The sequence below is a fragment of the Arthrobacter sp. JZ12 genome (genome assembly GCF_035189165.1).
Classification (GTDB): domain Bacteria; phylum Actinomycetota; class Actinomycetes; order Actinomycetales; family Micrococcaceae; genus Arthrobacter_D.
The window spans coordinates 1,022,729-1,046,516 of the sequence record NZ_CP045246.1; the positions used below are offsets into that span (position 1 = coordinate 1,022,729).

Consider the following 23,788-nt stretch of genomic DNA (forward strand, 5'->3'; position numbering starts at 1 on the left):
AGTGTTTGCGTCCCGTACATCCTATGTGAGCTTCGACGTCAGGTAGCTGACGGCCCACTGTTCCAGCTGGGCCGGCGTCCAGGTCGAGGTTTGGACCAGGAGTACTTCGCGGTCTTCACGGACGACGCCGGTGATGCCGTCCTGCTTCTTGAGCTCCTTGGCGAGCCGGTCGACGGTGCGCGAGTGTTCGTGCGCGATGTCTTCCCGGATACCGAGTTCGAGTTCTCGGCCGCGGAGAAAGTTCTCACCCAGATCTTCGACCTCAACGAGCGGCTCTGAGGTGAGGGCCTCCTCAGAGGTTGCTTCCTGGCTCGGATTCAGATCCTCGATGACTGCATTGGCGTACTCGGCGATGCGGTCAGCCGGCGATTCCCTCATGCCCAATAGGACAGCGCGTGCGTTCCCGGCAGGTACCGATGGGAGGAAGATATGGGCGTCCGTGTGGTCGCTGACCAGAACCGGGTGGTTGTTGAAGGCATAGCGCTTCACCCGGTGGCGGGCTACTGCCCAGCGGGCGCCCGGAGCGTGCTGCTGAACCACCTGGGCGAGGTAGGACACGAGACCGTCCAGGAGTCGCACGGATTCCATGGACAGAACCCGCTCCTCCTCCTCGGTATACCGTTCCCAGGACGGCCACTGCTCCGCTGGGACCGATGCGGGAGCGGTGGCGCCGGGCGCCTCCGGGCGTTGCAGCTGTGCCAGAATCCACTGCCAAAGCGGCACCAGGCTCTCCACGGTTCCGTCGAGCGATTCTTCGGCACTGCGACCGGCCGCGCTAAGGGACTTCCGCAGGTACTCAAGGGCGCCGTCGCGCTCGTCGAGGAACTCCTGCAGAGAGGCAGCGGCCTGTGCCTTGGTCTGGTTCAAATAGTGGGTCATGGCAGGTGGATAACGTAGGCGATGCCCCGGTCTTCCAGCAAGTTCAGGACACGGGGATCCGCTCCCAGTGAGCCGGTGCGACCGCCGACGAAATGCCAGACGACCTGCTCCACATCAGCGTTCCCAGCATTATCGGCAAGGATGGCGGCATCCTTTTCAATCTGTTGGATGGTCCGGGTTCTGAACGGGACGTAGCCGGACTTGACCTCACGCATGACGTTGTTGCTGATCATGTCGGCATGCCGACCGAACGTGAAGCCTGGGGCGGCGCGGTAGACCTGCCGGTTTGCAGAGGCGACACCAAACAGTCCCGCTACCGCGTCTTCGGCGTCGCGCCAGTGATTGACAAACGGCACGGTCGCACCGATCTGGGTCCTCGACCGTTGAAGTGAAGCGACTATGTGATCCGCGCCCTGCCGCGAGGAGGCGAGCCGCAGGAAGCTTTCTTCGCTCATATTGGGCGAAGCTCTACGCAGGGCGTCCCAATTGCTGTTGATCCCGGTGATGATCGCAGCCCGAGTACTGGCCGGCAGATCCTCAATCTTCGCTATCGCGGCAATAACGTCGTCAATGAGGTGGGAGCTGCGGCCCACGAACTTGGTGACCTTGGCGATAATGTTCGCTGAATCGCCGACGTAGGGGATGAATCCGGCGAGCGATGTGCCCGCAGCTATCCATTCGCCCCGAACCGTGTTGGCGATAGCGTCGCGCAGGTCGAGAACCGCGCCGGCAATCCATCCGATGAACGGGATGAAGCTGACCGCGGATGAGCTGATCGATCCCAGCAGGTAGGGAATGGTGGTGCCCTCGCCTGCATCGCCGAGGGCTGCTCCCTGTGCGAATTCGCTGGCCCACTCATCCGGGGTCAAGGGATCGTCGAACACGACAGGGTTGAATCCGGCGTCCGTGTCGGCAACCTCGGTACCGTCGCGGTAGCCGTCGGCGTCGGTATCACTGGCTAGCGGATCAGTTGTCCACGTCAGTTCGTCCGAGTCGCTCAGCCCATCGCCGTCGGAATCGGCACGCCAGACGTTCGTTCCTTCATCGAGTTCGGCGGGATCAGGAAGACCGTCGCCATCCGTGTCGGCGTTCGAGGGGTCCGAAAGTACGCGGAAGGTGTCCGACGCGGTGGGGAGCCCGAAGCCGGCGTCAAGCGGGAGGACTTCCTCGCCGTCCTTCATCCCGTCGCCGTCGGTGTCCGCATCGAACGGGTCGGATAGATACCGCAATCCCGTACCGGGGCTGTACGCGCCCTGAACCTCGACGCAGTCGTTGAGCCCGTCCTGGTCAGCGTCGGCGTTGACGCCCTCGTCGCCGCCGGTATCGTCACTGATGCGGCGGAAGACCTCCGGTAGCTCAGAGGCGGTGTCGACCTGGTGGAACTTTCCGCCCGTCTCCGAGGCAATCCTGTTGAGCAGTGCCGAGTTCACTGCGCTGCCGAGCCCGATCGTATAGATCGTGATCAGGTTCTGCTTGGCCTGCGTCAGGTAGAAGTCGTGCCAGGACCCGTCCCCGTCCGTCAGTAGGATCATCACCCTGCCGCGTTCGGCATCCCGGTTGTTGGCGAGCACGCTGTTCGCCGCACTCACACCGGCCGAGATGCTGGTTCCGCCAACGTCATCGATGCGGTCGATGGCACTCTTAACGGCGTCCTTGTTGGTGGTCAGGGGCTGCAGGATCCGAGCCCTGCTATCGAAATCAATGACGGCGGCACGGTCCTCCGGCAGGAGTGCGTCGACGAAGTTCTTCGCCGCGTCTCTGCGGAGGCCCTCCGGGTCATTCCAGACCATCGAACCTGAGGAGTCGATGGAAAGGGCAAGGTCGAGGAAGACGACGTCGTCGCCTCCGCCATCGGACCGCGTCCGGCACGGGTTTTCCTTGGCTGTCCACGTCTCGTTCCAGTTCACGATGTCGAAGACCGCGTAGGTTGAGAAGTGATCCACGGTGACTGTCACAGTTCCGGCAGCGGCGTCCACGTGCTGGTTGCCGCCCACGGGAACCCAGGCGTTGGCAGACTCGTCCAGCCAGAACACGCGTGCCCGCTCGGCTGCTACCGCCGCCGGAACCGCGGCAGCGTCGTAGGGGAGGGTGATGTCCGCCTTGACCATCCCGTCGCCGGGCGACTCGAATTCGAACGCCGCGCCAAGGCGCCCGGCCATCCCGGTGCGCGGATCTGCCTCTTCGACAGCCGCGATACTCGCGTCCAGCGCCGACTCGTCCTCACCCGTCACCACCGCGGAAGCCCCTGCTGGACCGTCCACCGGAACGGAGAGAAGCTCGTCGGCGTCGCGGACGCCGTCGGCATCTGTGTCCGGGTTGGTCGGATTCAGGCCGGCACGGACCTCAGCGCCGTCCGGGAGGGTGTCGCCGTCGGAATCCGCCTCGACGGGGTTGGCGCCGTGGGTAGCTTCGGCATTGTCGGCAAGTGAGTCGTCGTCGGTATCCGGGTTGACCGGCGACGTTTTCGCGGTCTGCTCCTCGGCGGCGGTAAGACTGTCGCCGTCGTGGTCTTCCTTGCCGTCCGGCACACCGTTGCCGTCGGTGTCGGCATTGTTCAGGGCGAGGACGGCCATGGCCTTGAACTCGAAGGCATCGGCCAGCCCGTCGCCGTCGCTATCGAGCACGAGGGGCGAACCGCCCGCCGACAGTTCGGCGCGATCCGGGATCGTGTCGCCGTCCCGGTCGCCGTCGTAGGTGATTCCAAGGCTTGATAGGGAAGCCGTGCCATCACGCCATGCCTTGGCGAAGTGCGCTTCGGCGGCGGTGGGCTGTCCCTTCGCCAAGGCGCTGTGCGCTTGTGAGAGTGCCTTCTCAGCGGAGGCGAGGTTTCGTTCCGCGTCCGCGCGATCCGCCGGAACATCGTCAGCGGCCGACGGCGGCGTGAGCGCGGTCTGCGCATCGCTCACCGCTACTTCGGCGGTGAGTCTGCCAGCAAGCAAGAGATTGGTCAGGGCTGAGGTGAGGACCTCCGCCTCGTCCGGGCTGCTCGCCTTGCGTGCAGCCTGGTCCAGGTGCGAGGCAAGCTGCTTGTCATCGAGGTAGGCCTGCTCACCATCGAAGTCCTCGCGGTAGCGCGCGCCGTCGACGTAACCTTCGACTGTTTGTGAGACAGCATCGATGCGGCCCGGGCCCGAGGCCTTTGTCTCCAGAGCCTTCAAGGACGAGAGAAGTGCTTCTTTGGAGCCCTTGCTGTTCAGCGCGAATGATTCGGAACTCACTGCAGCGATTTCGCTGTTGAGAGCGCTCCTGGCTTGGGCCGGTCCGACCGGCCCGAGAAGTTGTGCGGCGGTGGCAACGGCCAGCGCTAACGCGATGTTTGCAGACTTCATGACGGAACGCGCCATGTTTTCCCCCATAACCATGGCGGGGACCGTCCCCACTCCGGCGGAGTTAGGCTAACAGCGAACACCCAGCGACCGTCATAGTCCGCGTATCACGGTTGGATAACGGTCCGGAAGTGGCTGCTGGAAGGTGTTCCGCGCAGGGATACCCCACCATCCTCAGTCCGGTTCAGTTCAGCTACCCCGGGCCGCCTCGCGGGCGGGGTGCGGGCCAGCCACTACCGCCCGCCGGGGGCGGTAGTCTTAACTGGTCTCCCCGGGATTCTCACGAATTTCGGGTTTTCGTGTTGTCTTCATCGCGGCGAAGGATTGTCATGGCCCCCAACGGACCCACCCTCACCGGACTGCGTGCCGCCCTGGCAGAGGACTCGTCGTTCGCGCGTGTGCGCACCAACGCGTCGCGGTCCGTCGCCGAGCGCAGCAGCGACCTCCAGATCGGCGCGCCCACCGGCTTGCGTGCGGCCCTGCTCGCGGAGATGGTGGACGGGCTGGCGTCGGCAACCAACGACGGCGGCGCGAACGGCTCGCAGGCGGAACCCGTCGTCGTCGCGGTCACCGCCACAGGGCGGGAGGCGGAGGACCTGGCCGCTGCCCTCCGGAGCTACCTGCCGGCGTCGTCCATTGAAGAGTTCCCCAGCTGGGAGACCCTGCCGCACGAGCGGCTATCGCCGCGCTCCGACACGGTCGGACGGCGGCTGTCCGTGCTCCGTCGGCTGTCCCACCCGGCCGGCGACCCGATCAAGGTGATCACCGCGCCGATCCGCGCCGTCGTGCAGCCGCTCGTCGCGGGGCTTGGTGAGCTGGCGCCCGTGGCGCTGAAGGTGGGGGAGGAGCGCGGGTTCGACGACGTTGTCCGGGCGCTCGCCGACGCCGCCTACTCCCGCGTGGACATGGTCACGCACCGCGGCGAGTTCGCCGTGCGCGGCGGCATCATTGACGTTTTCCCGCCCACCGAAGACCACCCGCTCCGCATCGAATTCTTCGGCGACGAGGTGGACCAGATGCGCTGGTTCGCCGTCGCCGACCAGCGCTCGCTACCCACCGATGGCGACCGCGGCGTCCCCACCGAGTTGTACGCGCCGCCGTGCCGCGAGCTGCTGATCACGCCGTCGGTCATGTCGCGGGCGGCGAAGCTGAAGTCGGAGCTGCCGGCCGCCGCGGGGATGCTCGAGAAGATTGCCGGCGGGATCGCCGTCGAGGGCATGGAGTCCCTCGCGCCGGTGTTGGTCGACGCGATGGTCCCGTTCGTCGGCGAGCTGCCGGCCGGGTCGATCGCCGTCGTCGTCGAACCCGAAAAGGTGCGCGCCCGCGCCCACGACCTCGAAGCGACCAACGAGGAATTCCTCGCCGCGGCGTGGGCAACAGCGTCCGACGGCGGTGCGGCGCCGGTTGATCTGAGCGGCCAGTTGGGCGCAGACCTGCAGGCGGCGAGCTTCAAGTCGCTCGCCGACACCCGCACGGCGGCGCTGGAGAACGACGTCGCGTGGTGGTCGGTGACGTCGTTCGGCTCGGACGAGCTGCTTACCGAGGTCGACACCTTCACGATCGCCGCCCGCGAGCCGCGGGGCTACCAGGGCGACGTTGCGGAGATGATGGAGTTCATCGGTGGGCGAGTGCGTGATCAGTGGCGCGTCGTCGTCGTCACTGAGGGCCCTGGCCCTGCCCAGCGCCTGGCCGAACTGTTCCACGACGCCGACATCCCGGCGTCGCGCGTCGACTCGCTTGACCGGGCGCCGCAGCCGGGGATCATCGAGATTACGACGGCGTCGGCGGGGCGCGGGTTCGTGCTGGACGGTCTGAAGCTGGGGCTGCTGACCGAAGCCGATCTCCTGGGGCGGACCACCGCCGCCGGCACCCGCGATATGCGGAAGATGCCCTCGAAGCGGCGTAACGCCGTCGACCCTTTGCAGCTGCGCGAGGGCGACTTCGTGGTGCACGAGCAGCACGGTGTGGCGAAGTTTGTGGAGCTGATCCAGCGGTCGTCGGGGGCGGGGCCCACCAAGACGGTCCGCGAATATCTGGTGTTGGAGTACGCGCCGTCGAAGCGCGGTGCGCCGGGGGACCGGTTGTTCGTGCCGACCGACCAGCTGGACCAGGTGACGCGGTACGTGGGCGGGGATACGCCGGCGCTGTCGAAGATGGGCGGCTCGGACTGGGCGAAGACCAAGAGCCAGGCGCGCAAGGCGGTCAAGGAGATCGCGGGCGAGCTGATCCGGCTGTACTCGGCGCGCATGGCGTCGAAGGGTCATGCGTTTGCGGCCGATACGCCGTGGCAGCGTGAGCTGGAGGAGGCGTTCCCGTACATCGAGACGCCCGACCAGCTGACCACGATCAACGAGGTCAAGGCGGACATGGAGCGTGAGGTGCCCATGGACCGGTTGGTGTCCGGCGACGTTGGCTACGGCAAGACCGAGATCGCTGTGCGGGCCGCGTTCAAGGCTGTGCAGGACGGGAAGCAGGTGGCGGTGCTGGTGCCCACCACGCTCCTGGTGCAGCAGCACTTCGAGACGTTCTCCGAGCGCTTCTCGGGCTTCCCGGTGCGGATCCGGGCGCTGTCGCGGTTCCAGACGTCGAAGGAGTCCAAGGAAACGGTGGAGGGGCTCAAGAACGGGTCGGTCGACGTCGTCATCGGCACGCACCGGCTCCTGTCCACCGAGGTGCAGTTCAAGGACCTCGGCCTGGTGATTGTGGACGAGGAGCAGCGGTTCGGCGTCGAGCACAAGGAAGCGCTGAAGAAGATGCGCACCAACGTGGACGTGCTGGCCATGAGTGCGACGCCGATTCCGCGAACGCTGGAGATGTCGCTGACCGGGATCCGCGAGACGTCGACGCTGGCGACGCCGCCGGAGGAGCGGCATCCTGTGCTCACGTACGTGGGGCCGTACACGGACAAGCAGGTGTCGGCGGCGATCCGGCGCGAGCTGATGCGCGAAGGGCAGGTGTTCTTCGTGCACAACCGGGTGTCATCGATCGACCGGACTGCCTCGCACATCCAGCAACTGATTCCGGAGGCTCGGGTTGCGGTGGCGCACGGGCAGATGACGGAGTCGCGGCTGGAGCAGATCATCGTGGACTTCTGGGAGAAGAAGTTCGACGTGCTGGTGTGTACAACGATCATCGAGACGGGTCTGGACATCTCGAATGCGAACACGCTGATCGTGGACCGGGCCGACAACTACGGGCTTTCGCAGCTGCACCAGCTGCGCGGGCGCGTGGGCCGTGGGCGCGAGCGGGCGTACGCCTACTTCCTCTACCCGTCGGAGAAGCCGCTGGGCGAGGTGGCGCTGGAGCGGTTGAAGGCCGTCGCGTCGCACAACGAGCTCGGCGCCGGTATGCAGCTTGCCATGAAGGACCTTGAGATCCGCGGTGCGGGCAACCTCCTGGGCGGGGAGCAGTCGGGGCACATCGCCGGCGTGGGCTTCGACCTGTACATCCGTCTGGTCGGTGAGGCCGTGGCGAACTTCCGCGGCGAGGCCGAGGAGAAGGCCGCCGAAATGAAGATCGAGCTGCCCATCAACGCGCACCTGCCGCACGACTACGTGCCGGGCGAGCGGTTGCGGCTTGAGGCGTACCGGAAGCTCGCGTCTGCCGCGACGGACGCCGCGATCGATGAGGTGGTGGAGGAACTGCGCGATAGGTACGGCGACCTGCCCGCGCCGGTGGAGAACCTCGTCTCGGTGGCGCGGTTCCGGGTTCGCGCGCGTGCGGTGGGGCTGACCGACGTCGCGCTGCAGGGCAACTTCATCAAGTTCGCGCCGGCCAACCTGCCGGAGTCCAAGGAGATGCGGCTCAAGCGGATGTACCCGGGGGCGTCTGTGAAGCCGGCAATGAACGCGGCGTTGATTCCGAAGCCGAAGACCTCGTCGGTGGGCGGGCGCGACCTGGCCGATGCCGCCATCCTCGAGTGGGCGCAGAACGTGGTGGACGCGGTGTTCGCGGCCTAGCTTTGCTGTGGGCTCCGGGCCGGGTTGGCCGCGTGCCAGTTTGCCCAGGTTCTAGGGGTGAGGACGGCGTGTCGGCGGGAACACGCCGTTGTTCTGGTCGCTTTGTGGCTAGAAGGTGGGCAATCCGGGACGGGGTAGGTGTAGACGAGGCCGGTGGGCCTGACCTACGCCGCCATCCTCGAGTGGGCGCAGAACGTGGTGGATGGGGTGTTTGGAGCCCAGCCTGCGGTGCGCCCGACTGCCCGGCCGCGTGCCAGTTTGCCCAGGTTCTAGGGGTTAGGACGGCGTGTCGGCGACGCCGCGCCGTCGTTCTAGACGCTCTGTTAGCAGAAGGTGGGCAATCCGGGACGCGTTAGGTGTAGGCGCGGGAGGTTTCGTGCACCTCCGGCGGGTCCCGGTGGGGCGGAGGTCGCCAGAGGTGCACGAAGATTGCTAGGTGGCCCTATTGCACAAGAGCGGAAGTTCGTTCTTGCCGCTGTTGTTACCGCTGCCATTTGGCGGACCTACATCGATGGGACCATAAGCCTTAACTTCGGTCTGGTAGCCGCCCGAATGTCCGATCACCCGAAGCGTTAAGACGTCACCGGTCTTTGCATCGGACGGAGTCTGTATGACGTATCTGTTCGCTGCTTGGCGAACTTCTGAAACCACGGTCGTGACGTTGTTACTGGTTTTAGACACAGTCAGAAGGTAGTCATTCAGTGACTTGTTCACATCCCAATCCAAGGCAATCTGGCTCGAACCACCCCGATTACCGCAGGGCTCAAACGTCACTGGAGGCAACTTCCCGTAGGTCACGCCCATCGTGACGTTCCCGCTCTGCGACCACAGCGCCACCGCCTGACCGCCAGCTCCGAGCAGGACAGCAACGATGAACGCGATCACCACCAGCCGGCGGTTCACCCTTTCGCCCTTCATCCCTGCCCCTCCTCCCGGTCAGCCCTTCGACGCGCCAACACCAGCAGCAGCACGCCAAGTCCAACACCGGCTGCACCGATCGGCAACCAGGGCGTGCCCGACGCACCAGTATCGGCAAGGGAACCGTGCGGCGCCGCGGCGATGCCGTCATCGACGGGAGCAGTCGAGCCCACACCGGGAACCACGACGCCGCGCGGGTCAGTACACGCGCCGGCCGCCTCACCGGCGCGTGAATCTTGCAGCAGGAACCGCAGCGCGAAATCTGCGGACTGCTGCTGTGTGTCATTGGGGGCGTCGGCGTCGAACGCCAGATCAAAGGCCAGTCGCACGCTTCCGCCGGCTGGAACTTCCAGTCCGACCGCCAGATCGCTGCATGAGCCCGATTTCCCGAGCGGCTTCTGCGCCCCGGAGAAACCGTCAGTCGACGTGCGGACCCTCAACTCCTGTTCAAGAGCGAAATCCACCGCGCCGGCCAGCACAGCCACGGAGAGCCAGGCGTCGTCGTCGCTGTTGTTGAGAACCCACACCGGCGCCTGAAGGGCCCCGCCCGGAACGATCGGCTCCGTTGTCTGAAGAACCGGACGGGTCAGGACCGAAGAGTAGGAGACCCCGTCCGTGCTGAACTGCAGCGTTTGGTCTTGGTCGCCTGCCTGCGCCGGTGCTGCCTGCAGCAGCGTCGCAGTCACCACTGCAAGTACGACGCCGGCTGCTCGCCTCACGCTCGTGCCTTCTGCCCTGGCGCGGTCAGCTCCGCTGGCGGATCGGTTTCAGCAACTGCGTCTTCAGCCTGCGCGTGCGAATCTCCCGACTTCCGCTTGCCGATAAGGCCACGACCAACAGTGAAGACGCCGTAGGCGATCAGCCCGATGGCCGCGATGTAGATGACACTGTTGCGGTCGCCCTGGCCGGCAGCGTTGGCGACGAATCCGACGTAGGGGACGGCATAGAAGAGCTTGCCGCGGACCTGGATCTCGCGCACGGGGACCGGATCCTCGGCGGAGTTGTTGTCGCCCTTGGTGATGAAGGTTGGCTCGCCCTGTTGAGTGGAGCTGACGCCGGTGATGCGGTGGGTGACCACCTCGGGCTTGCCGGATTCGAGCTGGTAGGTGATGACGTCGCCCAGCTGCAACTCATCGAACGGGATGGGCTTCACCACAATGAACGTTCCCGGCGGGTAGCCCGGCTCCATCGACTGGGTGAGCACGGTGTAGGTGTAGGAACCCGTAACGCGCGGGAAGACGATAAGTACCAGAGCGGCAAGCACCGCGAGCATCAAAGCAGTGAAACTGACTGCCTTGCCGACAGACTTGAGGACGGTCATGGAGTCCTCCCGATCTGGGCCGCGTTGAGATTCACGGAAATTGTCGCGCTTTGTCCGAGGGCGCTCGCCGGCGCTGCCGATGCAAGCTCCACCTTGAAACACCTCACCGCCGAGCCCCCCTTCGGAATGTCGATGGCCGCCGGCAATGCGGCCGTGTATGTCGTTGTCGCACAGCCGGCTAGGTCGGCAGCCGTGCCGTAGCCAACCGAGACGTAGCCGGCCAGCGCACCCGTAACTGCTGCCTGACTGGTTGCCGAAACACGGATTGTGAATTCGGAGCCCGCATTGGTGTTGTTCTTTATGAGTACTCCCGCAGTCGCGCTTGCGCCGGGGGAGAGCTGCGGTACCTGCGTGCCGGTGAGTGAGAGCGTTGCCGGCGTTCCATCGGCCAGGGCCATCTCCTGGCTGAGGTTCGACGGATATCCCGTCAACGGCACGGAGAAATCAGCCGCCTGAATGGTCCCTGCATTAGAAGGAACAAATACCGACCACAAAGCATGCGACGCCGGTGCCACCAGAAGACCCAATACGACGGCGACAACTACCGCGAGTGCGGTTCGTATCGCTGTCGCCGTACGCATTGGAAATTCAATCTCCTGGTTCAAGTGCGCCTACGGGCGTACCTGCTGAAGCGAGAAGCTAATCTGTCCGAGGTCATGCACCTCAGTTGCATCAATGAGTTCGTCTACGTCTTCGAACGTGAAGTCAATCGCCCCAGTAAACTTCGTAACTCCTACGCTGACCTGTGTGATCGACGTACCGGTTCCCGTTTCCGGGACTGTGATGAATCGGGGCTCTGAAATATCAAGGCTGTCGAATTCGCTGAGGTCATCCTCAAGACCGCTAACACTCAGATTGGCGACCAAGTTCTGACCATCGAGGTCAGCAGTAAGGGTCTGCGTGAAGGTGACAGTATCGCCCGGAACGATTGGATATTCTCCGATTTTGATTGGCTGAGTTCCCCCGTTGACCGTCCATACGCCTTCGCCCTGCGCACTCAACGTCATGTTGCCTGCTGTGATGGTGCCGGCCTCGGCTTCGGCATCTGTCTGCCAAAGCGCCAGTGTCCCGCCGCCGCCGATCAGCAACACGACTCCAGCGGCTGTTGCAATGGCGCCCTTTGCCATCTTGTTCATAACTATTCCCTTCCCCAGAAGCTGACTGATGCTGATAAGCCTGTCGTTGAAAGTTCAAGTGCGTCTGGGATGAAACCTAAAGATCGCGCGAGCCTTTCCTTGCTTGGGGCTACGAAAACCTCGGGATTCATCCATGTATTGATGCACCGTTCGCGAAAGCGAGTAGTAGCCCACGTAATCGCGAAAATCCCTTGAGTATGCCCGGCTCCAAGACGGGTAACCGGCACTCATGTTTATACAAGGTCTGATTTCTACGCTGGGAAGTGAATCCAACTCATCCAGGTAGAGGGAGATGGATCGTGAGTCCACAAGACACCAGCGCGACCAAAGACCCAGGGTTCATCGGCGGACTGCCGGTGACGTTTCCCGGTACAGCTGCGCTGAGCGGTGAGCGCGCTGCCCTCGCCAAGGAGATTGCTGCGGCACTGATGTCGGGCAACACAGCAGGCGCTGTCATCCTCGGCGAACTGGGTATCGGTAAATCAGTCCTGCTGCAACACACGTCCACCGCGCTCGCGGACCACGCGTACGTCGTGCAACTCCGTGGATCGGCTTTCGGGTCTCGAGTCCGTTATGGAGCACTGAGCTTCTTGCTCGCAGAGCTGGATGAAAACATTCTCGACCGCCCTGTCCTGATCCTCGAGGGGCTTATCGGGCTGCTTCAGGAACGTGCAGCCGGCAAACCCGTGATCCTGGCGATAGACAACGCGGACCAGTTGGACGAAAACTCCGTCATGCTGATCGGCCAGCTTGTGTCGAGCCAAACCGTGCTGATTCTTGCGAGCTGCAGGGAAGTAGCCGGTTCCGTCCACGAGTTCGCGCAGATGTGCCGGGCGAACGCTATGGAGCGGTTTGAGCTGACGCCCCTGTCTGCAGAAGACACCGGCCTGCTGTTGCGGGAAATCCTCGGTCAGCCCATGTCACGCCTCGCAATTTCCACCCTGTACCGCCACGGTCAGGGCAATCCCAGGTGGCTTTCCCTGCTCTGCCACGACTACGTTCAGTGCGGCAAACTCGAACTCCACCAGGGTGTCTGGGTTATCACCGATCACCACTTCCAGATGCAAAGCACCACCAGGGACGCAATCTGTGAGACTGTCGCGCACCTGCCCTCCTCCCAGCGGGACCTGATCAACCTCATAGGCGCAGCGGGAGAGGTTCCGTTGGCGGCCCTGCAGCAGTACTGCGACCCGACGGACCTTGACGCCCTCCAGGAGCAGTCGCTGGTGACGATCGGCAGCGACAGGGCGCTGACGGTCAGGCTCACCTGCAACCTCCTCCGCGAGGCGGTGCGCAGCGGAATGCTCACCAGCCGCCGGCAGGCACTCGTTCAGCAACTACGCGCGGCAGCTCCAGTACAAGCTGTTGCGGCTCACCCGCATACCCACTCAACCGACGACGGCGGTAGCCGGCAACGCGGCGAGGCCCGCGTTGCAGGGGCCCTCGCCGCGGCCCGCGAGGGGCGGTACGCCGACGTCCTGCTGCAGTTACGTGAGCACACCACCCCGGAGCTCGACGTCCTGCACCCCGAATACCGCACACTCGCCGTGGCCCTCGTCGCCGAAGCCCTCGCGATGACCGGCCGCATCGACGATTCGCTGGCGCTCGCCGAGAGTACTGAAGCCATCGTCGACTCACAGCAGCACCCCGTCGCTGACCAGGCGGCACAGTGCCTGGCGAACATGCGCCTCGCTGCCGGTGTCTGGACCACCACCCCGAACTCGCGCCATGCGAGCAAACACCCGATAGCCGACAGCACCTGGTGCGAACTCGCAGACGGGCTGCTCCTGGCATTCGCCGGCAACCCACAGGAAGCACTCACCATGCTTATGCCTGCCCTACGCCAGTGTGAAGCGAGCAATCTCGCGGGACTGGGCGCGTTGGCATCAGCAGCTGTGGACTACTGCCAGGCGGTGTTGGGGCAGGGCAGCCGGCTGTCGTCGTCGTTCCTGTGGCCCGACGCCGCGGAAGTGGGCAAGAGTTCCTGGCTGGTCCGCCGGCTGACCCTGCACTTCACCATCCTCACCGGTGCATATACGAAATCCCGTGGCCAGGCCGCTGAGGAGTTGCTGGCGCTCAGCAGGAAGGACCATGCTCTGGGCGTCAGCGCCTTCGAGTTGCTGAGCCTCTCCAGTGCGTTGCGGCTAGGTGAGGCGCGCGCCATCGAACCGCTGCTGACCGTAAGCGCCCGTTGCCAGGGAGACTTTGCCAGGCTCTGCGAGCTGTACGCCAAGGGGATGGACAACTTCGACCTTCAGCTGATGCTGCAGGCGATGGAGGAAGCGCGCAGCCTCGACTACCGGTCCTTCTCCCAGGACGCCGCGGAGACAGCCCTCCAGTTCGCTGCGGAGACCCGCCGTCGAAGCGATAGTCGACTGGCGCACCGGAGGGTCGACGCAACCCTCACCGACCTCCGGGAACATGGGCGCCGGGAGAGCATACTGAACAGCCTGACCGCCCGTGAGGCCGAGGTTGTGCGAATGATCGCGGAGGGAAAAAGCAACAAGGAGATTGCCGCGCATCTGGATGTCTCCGTCCGCACCGTGGAAGGACACCTCTATCAGGTCTACTCGAAGCTTCATGTCCGAAACAGGGAGGAACTTGCACGGCTGCTGGCCGCTGACCAGGGCCGGATCACGTGACGGTCGGGGACGGGACCACTGAACTCGTCGGACGGGAAGACGTTGTCGAATCAATAGCCGACAGTCTCCGGTCGGGTGTAAGTGGAGCAGCGGTCTTCGGGGAAGTCGGTATGGGGAAGTCGGCGTTGGTCGATGTGCTGGTTCGGCGGTTCGAAAGTGAGATGCTGGTATTCCACCTTCGCGCCAGCGCGGCGTTAGGAAGCATTCCCTATGGCGCGCTCTCGCAATTTGTGCACGGGCTGGAGGAAAGCGAGCTCAGCTCCCCGCTGATAGTGCTGCGGCGGTTGAAAAGCCGCTTCCAAAAGCTTCAGGAGACGGACGGCCGACCGGTGCTGCTCATCGTCGATGACGCCCATGAACTGGACGAGAGCAGTAGCCACATCCTGGAGCAACTCCTCATGGCAGGGACCGTCCGGCTCCTGGTACTGGGCAGGGACCACGCGTCTAACGAGGGTGTCTTCGCGCTGAGTCGGGATGGGCTCCTGGCGTGCTTCGAACTGTCTCCACTTTCGGAGGAGGACGTCCGGACCTATACCGAACGGGAAGTCGGGGGCCAGGTTGCGGCTGGCACGATCACTATGATCGCGGACTGGTCGGGAGGGAATCCGTATCTCATGCGGGCGATGGTCTCCCACGGTCTGCGCACCGGCCAACTCGAGGAGGTCAATGGCGTCTGGGTGGCGACGAGCAGGACGGAACAGATCGATCCCTTCCTCACCAACCTTGTCAAGGAACTGCTGCAGCGCTGCAGCCCGGCGGAGTGGTACCTCATCCAGACGGTTGCCCTGCTGGAACCGGTCACCCTCTCAGTCCTCGCGGAGCTGATCGACATTAGCCTGGTAACCCTTCTGATTGACTGCGGCCTGCTCAACCTGGCGGATGAAGGAACAGAACAGGTGACCAACCGATACCCGCTCTGCGCTGACGTGGCCCGGCGCGGAGTACCGGTGGGCCGCAGCCGCGAGCTCCGGGAGCAGGCACAACGGCTCGTGGGGAATTCCCTGCCCGAAACCATTGGTCTGATGCGCTGGGTCCATTGGTCGTTGGACATAGGTGAAGCTGTCGATGATCTGGACCTGCTCAACGCCGCGGGACTGGCCAACATCAGCTTCGACCCAAAAGCGGCCCTGCGCTTCGCCTCCGCCGTGGTGTCCCCCGAGCGGAAAGCGGAGGCGCAGATGCAATCCGCCTACGCCCACATGTGCACGGACGAGATTGATGCGGCGCTTGAAGAGGTCGAGGAGGCTCTCGCATCGGCCGCGGACGGGGAAACTCTGGATTCAGCTGCTCTGGTGGCGGCTGCTATCGCACTGCACACGGGCCGAGCCGGTGCCGCCGTCGCATCCGTTGCCGACGCATGGGAGAGCGCCCGGGCCCGGCTTGCCCCCGCAGACCAAGGCAGCACCCTCACGGGTACCATTCTGCGTCTGTACTCCGAACACCTGGCCGGCCGTCACACGCGCACGCTCGGGACGCTGGAGGACCTCGTATCCGCCGGCCTCGGAACCAGTCGTGAGCAGATGCTGGCCCGGATCCTACTTGCAGAAGCCCTCGATGCCGTGGGCCGAACAGACGACGGAGTGGACATCGCGTTACACGCGGGAGCCCTCCTTCGATCGGACCCGACTCTGGCAGCCTTTTACCCCTCGGCGCTATTCCGTTGCGTTCTCACTGTGCTGCGTGCAGGAAGGCACGACGACGCCATCCGATTCATCGACAAATGCTCGTTGACCGCGCCTCCCCGGTATATCTACTACGGCGGAGAGGCGCCGGCCCTCCGCGGTATCGCACTCATCCGGGGCGGTCACGTCAGTGAAGGATTGTCGTACCTGACCGGTGGCATCGCGGCCCTCCGCAAGAGCGACGCTGCGCTCATGCTGCCGTACGCCGTCGGGCATGCCGCCTTCGCCATGATGCTGCTCGGCGACAGGGCCGGTTCCCGGCGCCTCGCTGCGGACTTTGAGGCGCTGCAGAACCCGGGCCCCGAATCCGAACACATGATCGCCCGCGGATACATCGCAGCTGCGCTGGAGGGGTTGAACTCGCCGGACAACCCCGCTCTCCTGACCCTGGCCGAACGGGCACGCGCTGGCGGCATGGCAGCGGCGGAGCGGAAGCTCCTCGAATTGCTGACCCTGCTCGGCGGGTCCAGCCACCTTGACCGGATGGCGGAGTTGGCCGAGGGGCTGCAGGGTGAAACCGGGCGTGCCCTTCATTTCATCGCCAAGGCCCTCCTTGAGGGGAGTCCCGATGTGATGGTCGAGGCCGCGGGTAGGGCCGACGCCGCCGGCCTGCCGCTACTGGGCGCCGAATGCCTGGCCCGCGCGGCACATGCATACGCGGAGCAGGGCCTGTCCAGGATGGAACGGGCTACCCTGCAGCAGCTCAAACGCCACCCCGCCGGGTTGCCGAAGGCGCGCACCGACCTGAGGAAGGTCGCAGCTGTCTCGCTGACTTCGCGCGAGCGGGAGATTGTGCGTCTGGTCCTGGAAGGTCTGACGAACCACGCAATCGCCGAAAGCCTCACAGTTTCCACCCGGACAGTAGAAGGCCATCTCTATCGCATCTACATGAAGCTCGGGATCACGCGAAGGGACGAGCTCTCACAGGACCATCTCGAGAGCTGAAACCGGCGCTCCTTAGAGTAGGTAATTGCCATTTTCCAAGTAGTCGATCGAGTAAGGCCGGACCGGCACCTGCAGGGCGGTTTCCCAAGTCGAGTGGGGCTTACGCGGGTATGGCGCATGGCGAATTTCTAAGCTGAATTCAGGCTCACCGCCACCGCTTCGTCTCAAGCAATGGGGCCAAACGAAGAGGCAGGGCAACGGCGCTCTGGTTGTGGATGAGCCGCTCGATGGATATCGGGAGTTCAGCGCGGAAGGGGGAAGCGATGGCTGAGGGAGATCCTCGATAGAGAGCACGGCAGGCCTTGACGGCGGCTGTAGACGAATGCAGACCCTCGCTTCGAACGAGGAAACCTGAAGCCCGTTTCACACATGGTCAGCATCAGACCATCAGATTGTTCAATGCTCAGTTCCCCAGGGGAACCCAAGGGGAGGCTGGCGGCACCCAAGGGAGAGACATGGGAGACATCTTCGCGTCCGTGGAGTCCGAAGTTCGCAGCTACTGCCGGGAGTGGGATACGGTTTTCGACCGAGCCGCCGGGGAATGGTTGTACAGCGAGGACGGTAGGAAGTACATCGACTTCTTCTCCGGTGCCGGCGCACTCAATTATGGGCACAACAATCCACTCCTCCTCGAACCGCTGATCGCATATTTGCGATCGGGGTCGGTGATTCACTCGCTGGACATGAAGACGACGGCGAAACGCCGTTTCCTGGAGATGTTCCAGGAACTCATCCTCGTTCCGCGTGATCTGGACTACAAGGTCATGTTCACCGGTCCCACCGGAACAAACAGCGTCGAGGCGGCGCTGAAGCTGGCCCGTAAGGTAACCGGCCGGCACCATGTACTGAGTTTCACCAACGCTTTCCACGGGATGACTCTCGGCGCGCTGGCGGTGACCGGGAACTCCATGAAGCGCCAAGGAGCAGGAATACCCCTTAACAACACCTCGAGCATTCCGTACGACGGGTTCCTCAACGGACAGCCGGACGATTTGCTGTGGCTGCGGTGCGCGCTGGAGGACAGCGGATCCGGAATGGATAAACCGGCTGCGGTCATCGTAGAGACTGTTCAGGGCGAGGGAGGCGTAAGGGCGGCCAGGGCAAGCTGGTTGCGTGCCCTCTCCGACCTCTGCCGCCATCACGAGGTTCTCCTCATCGTCGATGACGTCCAGGCAGGGTGTGGACGCACAGGTACGTTCTTCAGCTTTGAAGAAGCGGGGATCCAACCGGACATTGTCTGCATGTCGAAGTCGCTTTCCGGTTTCGGGCTGCCGCTTGCTGTAACCCTGTTCAGGCCTGACCTTGACATTTGGAAGCCGGGCGAGCACAACGGAACCTTCCGCGGCCATAACCCAGCCTTCGTCACTGGAGCTGCCGCGCTGGAGAACTATTGGAACGGGCGGGAGTTCGAATCGCAGATCGCTGCACGGGCGGCTCAACTGCACGCCGGCCTGGCGACAGTTGCAGGCAAGATCGAGGGTTCCCACGTCCGCGGGCGAGGGCTGCTGGCCGGGATCTACTGTCCGGACGCGGCAACGGCACGTAATGTATCTGCCGTTTCGTTCGCCTCCGGTTTGCTCGTGGAAACTTCCGGGCCACAGGGAGAAGTCGTCAAAGTCATGCCACCGCTGACAATCAGTGCTGAGAGCATGGCGTACGGACTCGACATCCTCTGCGAGGCGGTCCGCTCGGTAACCGGCGAGCTGCTCGACCCCATGCCGCGGATTCACCGCAGGGAAGTCACGGGGGTAGGCACACGATGACCTCACTCGACCGTATGGGCGAATCGGATGCGCGGGGTGTGGAGGACAGGGTATTCCCGCGCAGCGAGGTTCCCATCAGAGAGCTGCTGCCCCCGGACAACCTGCCAGTAGGGATGGGGATGACGGGACCAGCGACGAACGTACTGGTGCAGAAATATGGAGGATCGTCGGTCGCCGACCCCGCAGGTATCAAGCGTGCTGCCCAACGGATATACGACGCACAGGCTTCCGGGTACCAAGTGGTTGCGGTGGTGTCCGCAATGGGCGACACCACCGACGAGCTGCTGGACCTGGCGGCCAGCATTTCCCCCCATCCCCGCGCCCGGGAGCTTGACACCCTCATGACCACAGGCGAGCTTGTGTCTGCGGCTTTGCTGGCGATCGCGTTGGCCGACCTCGGAGCCGATGTGCGCACGTTTACGGGCACGGAGGCCGGCCTCATCACGGATGATCGCCACGGAAAGGCGCGCATTACGGACGTGAAGCCGCGCCGGATCCAGGCCTGTCTCGAACGTGGACAGATCGCCGTCGTGGCGGGGTTCCAGGGTATTAGCGGCAACGAGGGAGTGGTAACCACCCTGGGGAGGGGAGGCTCCGACCTCACCGCCGTCGCGCTCGCGGCAGCTCTGGGTTGCGTTTGCGAGATCTACACGGATGTTGACGGTATCTATACGGCAGATCCACGGATTGTCCCAAGAGCGCGAAAGCTTGACGTGCTCTCCAGCGAGGAGATGCTTGAGCTCGCCGCCTCGGGAGCCAAGGTGCTGCACCTCCGCTGCATCGAATACGCCCGCCGCTTCGGTGTTCCCATTCACGTTCGCTCCTCGTTCGTGCAGAAACGGGGAACCATGATCATGCCGAACGTGCATAGGCAGGCAGTGGACGCGAAACCGGGGGAGCGGACACTCATATCCGGCGTCGAAAGTTCCAACTCTGCCGCGCGGATCACCGTGGCGGGCGTCCCCGACTGTTCCCAGACCATAGGGCAGGTACTGATGGACCTTGCCGCGTCGGGGGTGCACGTAGAGATGGTCGCCCGACACCCGCGAGCTACGGAGGCAAATCTCGCCGACGTAACCCTTACCCTGCCCGCCGCGGAACTGCGCGCAGCAATAGCAGCACTGGCGGCGGACCGGAACCGTATCGGTTTCGAAGCACTTCAGCACAACGATGAGATGGGCAGGGTCTGGCTGAACGGGCTGGGAATGCGCTCGTGCCCCGATCCTTTCCATACCTTTTTCAAGGCACTCAACCACGCCGGCATCAGCGTGGAGCTGGTCTCCATGTCTGAATTGTCCATTGCCGCCGCCGTGCCGGCCGAACAGCTCACCGAGGCCGTCAATGCCTTGAAGGCGGCATTCGACCTGACGCCGCCCGAGCAGGTGCCGGAAATCAGAGACGCGTCCGCCCGCGTCCGTGCAGCCGTGCTGGGGTAGGCACGCCCCGAAACACGAGTGGCAATTACTCGTGTTTCGGGGCGGACTGGCTGCCTACTGTTGATTACGGCTGGAGGGCGGACATGCCCCTTTTGAAAGCGGGGCTTCTGAGCGGGTCGGCAGCAGCTTCGTCCATGTGGCGAGGGTGAGCTCCCGTGCTGCTGCCGGCCTTCAGAAGCTGCAAGGCCCCGCGCGGTTACCCGGTGGTAAAGTCGTACCCGTCCATGGCGGGCCGATCACCTGTCGCGACGCTACCGATACCCCGTGGACTTCAATGCCGAAACGGGGTGCGGCGCGAACCGCCCCGCCGTGGAGACCGAGAAGTATGGAGAACATGTGACCATGGAAACCACGTGCGCCGGCACCACTGTTGCACCGGCGTCGAGGGCACTGGAAGTCATCGGATCGGATCTCACCGAGCGCAGCCTGCGCCGCTACCTTGAGGGCATCCCCGGGGTCGACGCCGTCGGGTTGGAAGCGCGGGCCGCTGCCCTCGGCACCCGCTCGATCAAGACCACCTCCAAGGCCTGGGCGCTGGACACCATCATCCGGCTCACCGACCTCACCACCCTCGAGGGCGCCGACACCCCCGGCAAGGTCCGCTCGCTGGTTGCGAAGGCCCTCGTTCCAGATCCCGACGACCTCTCCACCCCGCGTGTCGCCGCCGTGTGTGTGTACGGCGACATGGTGCCCCATGCCGTGGAAGCCCTCGGTGCCGCGCACGACGACGGCGCCCCGGGGCGCATCAACGTCGCCGCCGTCGCCACCGCCTTCCCGAGCGGCCGCGCGTCCCTGGCGGTCAAGCTCGCCGATACTTCGGAAGCCGTGGCCGCCGGAGCCGATGAGATCGACATGGTCATTGACCGCGGCGCCTTCCTCTCCGGGCGGTATGGTCACGTGTTCGATGAGATCGTCGCCGTGAAGGAAGCGTGCAAGCGCCCCGACGGTTCCTACGCGCATCTGAAGGTCATCCTCGAAACCGGTGAGCTCAACACGTACGACAATGTGCGCCGTGCGTCGTGGCTCGCCATCCTGGCCGGCGGTGACTTCATCAAGACGTCCACCGGCAAGGTGTCCCCGGCGGCAACCCTCCCGGTGACGCTGTCCATGCTTGAGGTGGTCCGCGACTGGCACCGCCTCACCGGCGAGAAGATCGGCGTGAAGCCCGCGGGCGGAATCCGCGCATCGAAGGACGCCATCAAGCACCTTGTCACAGTTGCCGAAACTGTGGGGGAGGAGTGGCTGCAGCCAGACCTCTTCCGCTTCGGCGCCTCGAGCCTCCTGAACGACGTGCTCCTGCAGCGCCAGAAGCTCACCAGCGGCCGCTACTCCGGCCCGGCCTACGTCACGATCGACTGAAGGACCTGCCATGACTTTCCTCGACTACGCTCCCGCGCCCGAGTCGGCAGCGATCCTGAACCTCCGCGACGAGTACGGCCTCTTCATCAACGGCGAGTTCGTCCCCGGTAACGGCGAATCGTTCACCACCATCTCTCCGGCCACCGAGAAGCAGTTGGCCACCGTGTCCTGCGCCAATGAGCAGGACGTTGACGCCGCCGTCGTCGCCGCCCGCCGCGCGTACGAGAAGACCTGGTCGCGCATGTCCGGGTCCGACCGCGGCAAGTACCTGTTCCGCATCGCCCGCCTCGTGCAGGAGCGCGCCCGCGAACTGGCGGTCGCCGAAAGCCTCGACAACGGCAAGCCCATCAAGGAAAGCCGCGACGTCGACATCCCGCTGGTCGCCGCCTGGTTCTTCTACTACGCCGGCTGGGCCGACAAGCTCGAATATGCCGGTCTGGGCCCCAACCCGCGCTCGCTCGGCGTCGCCGCCCAGGTGATCCCGTGGAACTTCCCGCTGCTGATGCTCGCGTGGAAGATCGCGCCCGCGCTCGCCGCAGGCAACACCGTGGTGCTGAAGCCGGCCGAGACCACCCCGCTCACGGCCCTCCTCTTCGCCGAGATCCTGCAGCAGGCTGACCTGCCGGCAGGCGTGGTCAACATCGTCACCGGAGCCGGTGCCACCGGCTCGGCGCTCGTGAACCACCCCGACGTCAACAAGGTCGCCTTCACGGGTTCGACGGCGGTGGGCCGGGAAATTGCCCGCGCCACCGCCGGTACCGGCAAGAAGCTGACGCTCGAGCTTGGCGGCAAGGGCGCCAACATCGTGTTCGACGACGCTCCCATCGACCAGGCCGTCGAGGGCATCGTCAACGGGATCTTCTTCAACCAGGGCCAGGTCTGCTGCGCCGGCTCCCGCCTGCTGGTGCAGGAATCCATTCACGACGACGTCGTGGAGCGGTTGAAGGCCCGGCTCGCCACCCTGCGCGTGGGCGACCCGCTGGACAAGAACACCGACGTCGGCGCCATCAACTCGGCCTCCCAGTTGGGCCGCATGCGCGAACTGTCCGACATCGGCGAGCAGGAAGGCGCCGAGCGGTGGAGTCCCGCCTGCAACCTTCCCGAGCAGGGCTTCTGGTTCCCGCCGACCATCTTCACCAATGTCTCCACCAGCCATCGGATCGCGCGGGACGAGATCTTCGGCCCCGTGCTGTCCGTCCTGACCTTCCGTACACCGGCCGAGGCGATCGCCAAGGCCAACAACACCCCGTACGGCCTGTCAGCCGGCATTTGGACAGACAAGGGCAGCCGCATCCTGGCGGTCGCCGACAAGCTGCGCGCCGGCGTCGTCTGGGCCAATACGTTCAACAAGTTCGATCCTGCCTCCCCGTTCGGCGGCTACAAGGAATCCGGTTACGGCAGGGAAGGCGGAAAGCAGGGGCTCGCAGCCTACCTGGCACCCACTGTTGCCGTGCCCGCCGTGACGGCGCCTGTTGTCGCTCCCGTCGCCGCCGTTGAGAACGGAGAGACCCGATGAGCCGCCTCGCTGTCCCGAAGACCTACAAGCTGTACGTCGGCGGCAAGTTCATCCGGAGCGAGTCCGGGCGCGTGTACGAGATTTCGACCACGAAGGGGAGCTTCCCGGTGAGTTCAGTCAACGCCGCGAAGGCCTCGCGCAAGGACGCCCGTGACGCCGTGGTGGCCGCCCGCGCTGCCGTGAGCGGCTGGTCCGGAACCACCGCGTATAACCGTGGGCAGGTGCTGTACCGGATCGCGGAGATCCTCGATGGGCGACGCGCGCAGTTCGCCGAGGAGATCGCCGCGTCCGAGGGCGTGTCGCTCTCCGCCGCGTCGGCGCAGGTGGATCAGGCGATCGATCTCTGGGTCTGGTACGCCGGCTGGGCTGACAAGTACGTGCAGGTCGCCGGCAACGGAAACGCCGTGTCCGGGTCCTTCTTCAACCTTTCGGTGCCCGAGCCTACCGGTGTCGTCGCCGCCATCGCTCCGCAGGACGGGGCAGGCGGCGGGTCCCTGCTCGGCCTGGTCCGCGCGGTGGCGCCGATCCTCGTGAGCGGGAACACCGTCGTCGTTATTCCGCACGAGCGGGCGCCGCTCGCCGCCCTCAGCTTCGGCGAGGTGCTGGCGACGAGCGACGTACCGGCCGGCGTCGTCAATATCTTGAGCGGTTCGCCTGCGGAGATCGCGCCGTGGCTCGCCGCGCACGCGGACGTCAACGCGCTGGACCTGCTCGGTGCAGGCGGGCTCGACTGGGTTGACCTGCAGATCACCGCCGCGGAAACCCTCAAGCGGGTGCTTCCTCCGGAGGTAGGGCCCGACGCCGGTGCCCCCTCCCTGGACCGGATCACCTTCTTCACGGAGACCAAGACGGTCTGGCACACGAAGGGCCTGCTCTAGGGGCTCGGCGGGACCCACAGACTGTTGG

Annotated in this window: 15 protein-coding genes; 8 read left to right on the top strand and 7 right to left on the bottom strand. The window is 64.7% G+C overall.

What is annotated here, in order from left to right:
• Nucleotides 1-21 precede the first annotated feature (21 nt).
• On the bottom strand, nucleotides 22-879 hold the full coding sequence (locus tag GC088_RS04845) for a hypothetical protein (RefSeq protein ID WP_323960985.1): 858 nt from the start codon (nucleotides 877-879) through the stop codon (nucleotides 22-24).
• Nucleotides 876-4,208 carry a VWA domain-containing protein gene (locus GC088_RS04850; RefSeq protein WP_323960987.1) on the bottom strand — a complete coding sequence of 1,111 codons (3,333 nt, stop codon included), beginning with the start codon at nucleotides 4,206-4,208 and terminating at the stop codon, nucleotides 876-878. The genes GC088_RS04845 and GC088_RS04850 overlap by 4 nt, the downstream gene beginning before the upstream one ends.
• Nucleotides 4,209-4,534: 326 nt before the next feature.
• Between GC088_RS04850 and mfd the strand changes: the two genes are divergently transcribed.
• Entirely contained in the window at nucleotides 4,535-8,164 is a 3,630-nt protein-coding gene (gene mfd / locus GC088_RS04855; protein WP_323960989.1) for a transcription-repair coupling factor, read from the top strand.
• A gap of 432 nt (nucleotides 8,165-8,596) precedes the next feature.
• Here mfd and GC088_RS04860 read toward each other — a convergent pair whose 3' ends face one another.
• From GC088_RS04860 to GC088_RS04880, 5 genes are read right to left on the bottom strand one after another with little or no spacing between them, the layout of a single operon-like run.
• Complete coding sequence (locus tag GC088_RS04860; RefSeq protein WP_323960991.1) at nucleotides 8,597-9,082, bottom strand: hypothetical protein; 486 nt, start codon at nucleotides 9,080-9,082, stop codon at nucleotides 8,597-8,599.
• Nucleotides 9,079-9,801: an LPXTG cell wall anchor domain-containing protein gene (locus GC088_RS04865; protein WP_323960993.1), complete on the bottom strand. Its 723-nt coding sequence runs from the start codon at nucleotides 9,799-9,801 to the stop codon at nucleotides 9,079-9,081. The genes GC088_RS04860 and GC088_RS04865 overlap by 4 nt, the downstream gene beginning before the upstream one ends.
• Nucleotides 9,798-10,403 carry a signal peptidase I gene (locus GC088_RS04870; RefSeq protein ID WP_323960995.1) on the bottom strand — a complete coding sequence of 202 codons (606 nt, stop codon included), beginning with the start codon at nucleotides 10,401-10,403 and terminating at the stop codon, nucleotides 9,798-9,800. Before GC088_RS04870 ends, GC088_RS04865 begins: the two co-directional genes overlap by 4 nt.
• Nucleotides 10,400-10,984 carry a hypothetical protein gene (locus GC088_RS04875; protein WP_323960997.1) on the bottom strand — a complete coding sequence of 195 codons (585 nt, stop codon included), beginning with the start codon at nucleotides 10,982-10,984 and terminating at the stop codon, nucleotides 10,400-10,402. Before GC088_RS04875 ends, GC088_RS04870 begins: the two co-directional genes overlap by 4 nt.
• A gap of 30 nt (nucleotides 10,985-11,014) precedes the next feature.
• Nucleotides 11,015-11,539, bottom strand: a complete 525-nt coding sequence (locus GC088_RS04880; protein ID WP_323960999.1) for an alternate-type signal peptide domain-containing protein — start codon at nucleotides 11,537-11,539, stop codon at nucleotides 11,015-11,017.
• Nucleotides 11,540-11,838: 299 nt separating this feature from the next.
• Between GC088_RS04880 and GC088_RS04885 the strand changes: the two genes are divergently transcribed.
• The 7 genes from GC088_RS04885 (at nucleotide 11,839) to GC088_RS04915 (ending at nucleotide 23,760) form a co-directional block, all read left to right on the top strand.
• Nucleotides 11,839-14,181: a LuxR C-terminal-related transcriptional regulator gene (locus tag GC088_RS04885; RefSeq protein ID WP_323961001.1), complete on the top strand. Its 2,343-nt coding sequence runs from the start codon at nucleotides 11,839-11,841 to the stop codon at nucleotides 14,179-14,181.
• Nucleotides 14,178-16,808, top strand: coding sequence for a helix-turn-helix transcriptional regulator (locus GC088_RS04890; protein WP_323961003.1), 2,631 nt, complete (start codon nucleotides 14,178-14,180; stop codon nucleotides 16,806-16,808). Before GC088_RS04885 ends, GC088_RS04890 begins: the two co-directional genes overlap by 4 nt.
• A 455-nt stretch (nucleotides 16,809-17,263) precedes the next feature.
• Nucleotides 17,264-18,571 carry a diaminobutyrate--2-oxoglutarate transaminase gene (gene ectB, locus GC088_RS04895; protein ID WP_323961005.1) on the top strand — a complete coding sequence of 436 codons (1,308 nt, stop codon included), beginning with the start codon at nucleotides 17,264-17,266 and terminating at the stop codon, nucleotides 18,569-18,571.
• A gap of 113 nt (nucleotides 18,572-18,684) precedes the next feature.
• Nucleotides 18,685-20,007 (top strand): aspartate kinase, encoded by a 1,323-nt coding sequence (locus GC088_RS04900; protein ID WP_416377516.1) that lies wholly within the window; start codon nucleotides 18,685-18,687, stop codon nucleotides 20,005-20,007.
• 342 nt (nucleotides 20,008-20,349) lie between these two features.
• Nucleotides 20,350-21,366, top strand: a complete 1,017-nt coding sequence (deoC, locus tag GC088_RS04905; protein WP_323961009.1) for a deoxyribose-phosphate aldolase — start codon at nucleotides 20,350-20,352, stop codon at nucleotides 21,364-21,366.
• A gap of 10 nt (nucleotides 21,367-21,376) precedes the next feature.
• Entirely contained in the window at nucleotides 21,377-22,882 is a 1,506-nt protein-coding gene (locus GC088_RS04910; protein WP_323961010.1) for an aldehyde dehydrogenase family protein, read from the top strand.
• Nucleotides 22,879-23,760, top strand: a complete 882-nt coding sequence (locus GC088_RS04915; RefSeq protein WP_323961012.1) for an aldehyde dehydrogenase family protein — start codon at nucleotides 22,879-22,881, stop codon at nucleotides 23,758-23,760. The genes GC088_RS04910 and GC088_RS04915 overlap by 4 nt, the downstream gene beginning before the upstream one ends.
• Nucleotides 23,761-23,788 lie beyond the last annotated feature (28 nt).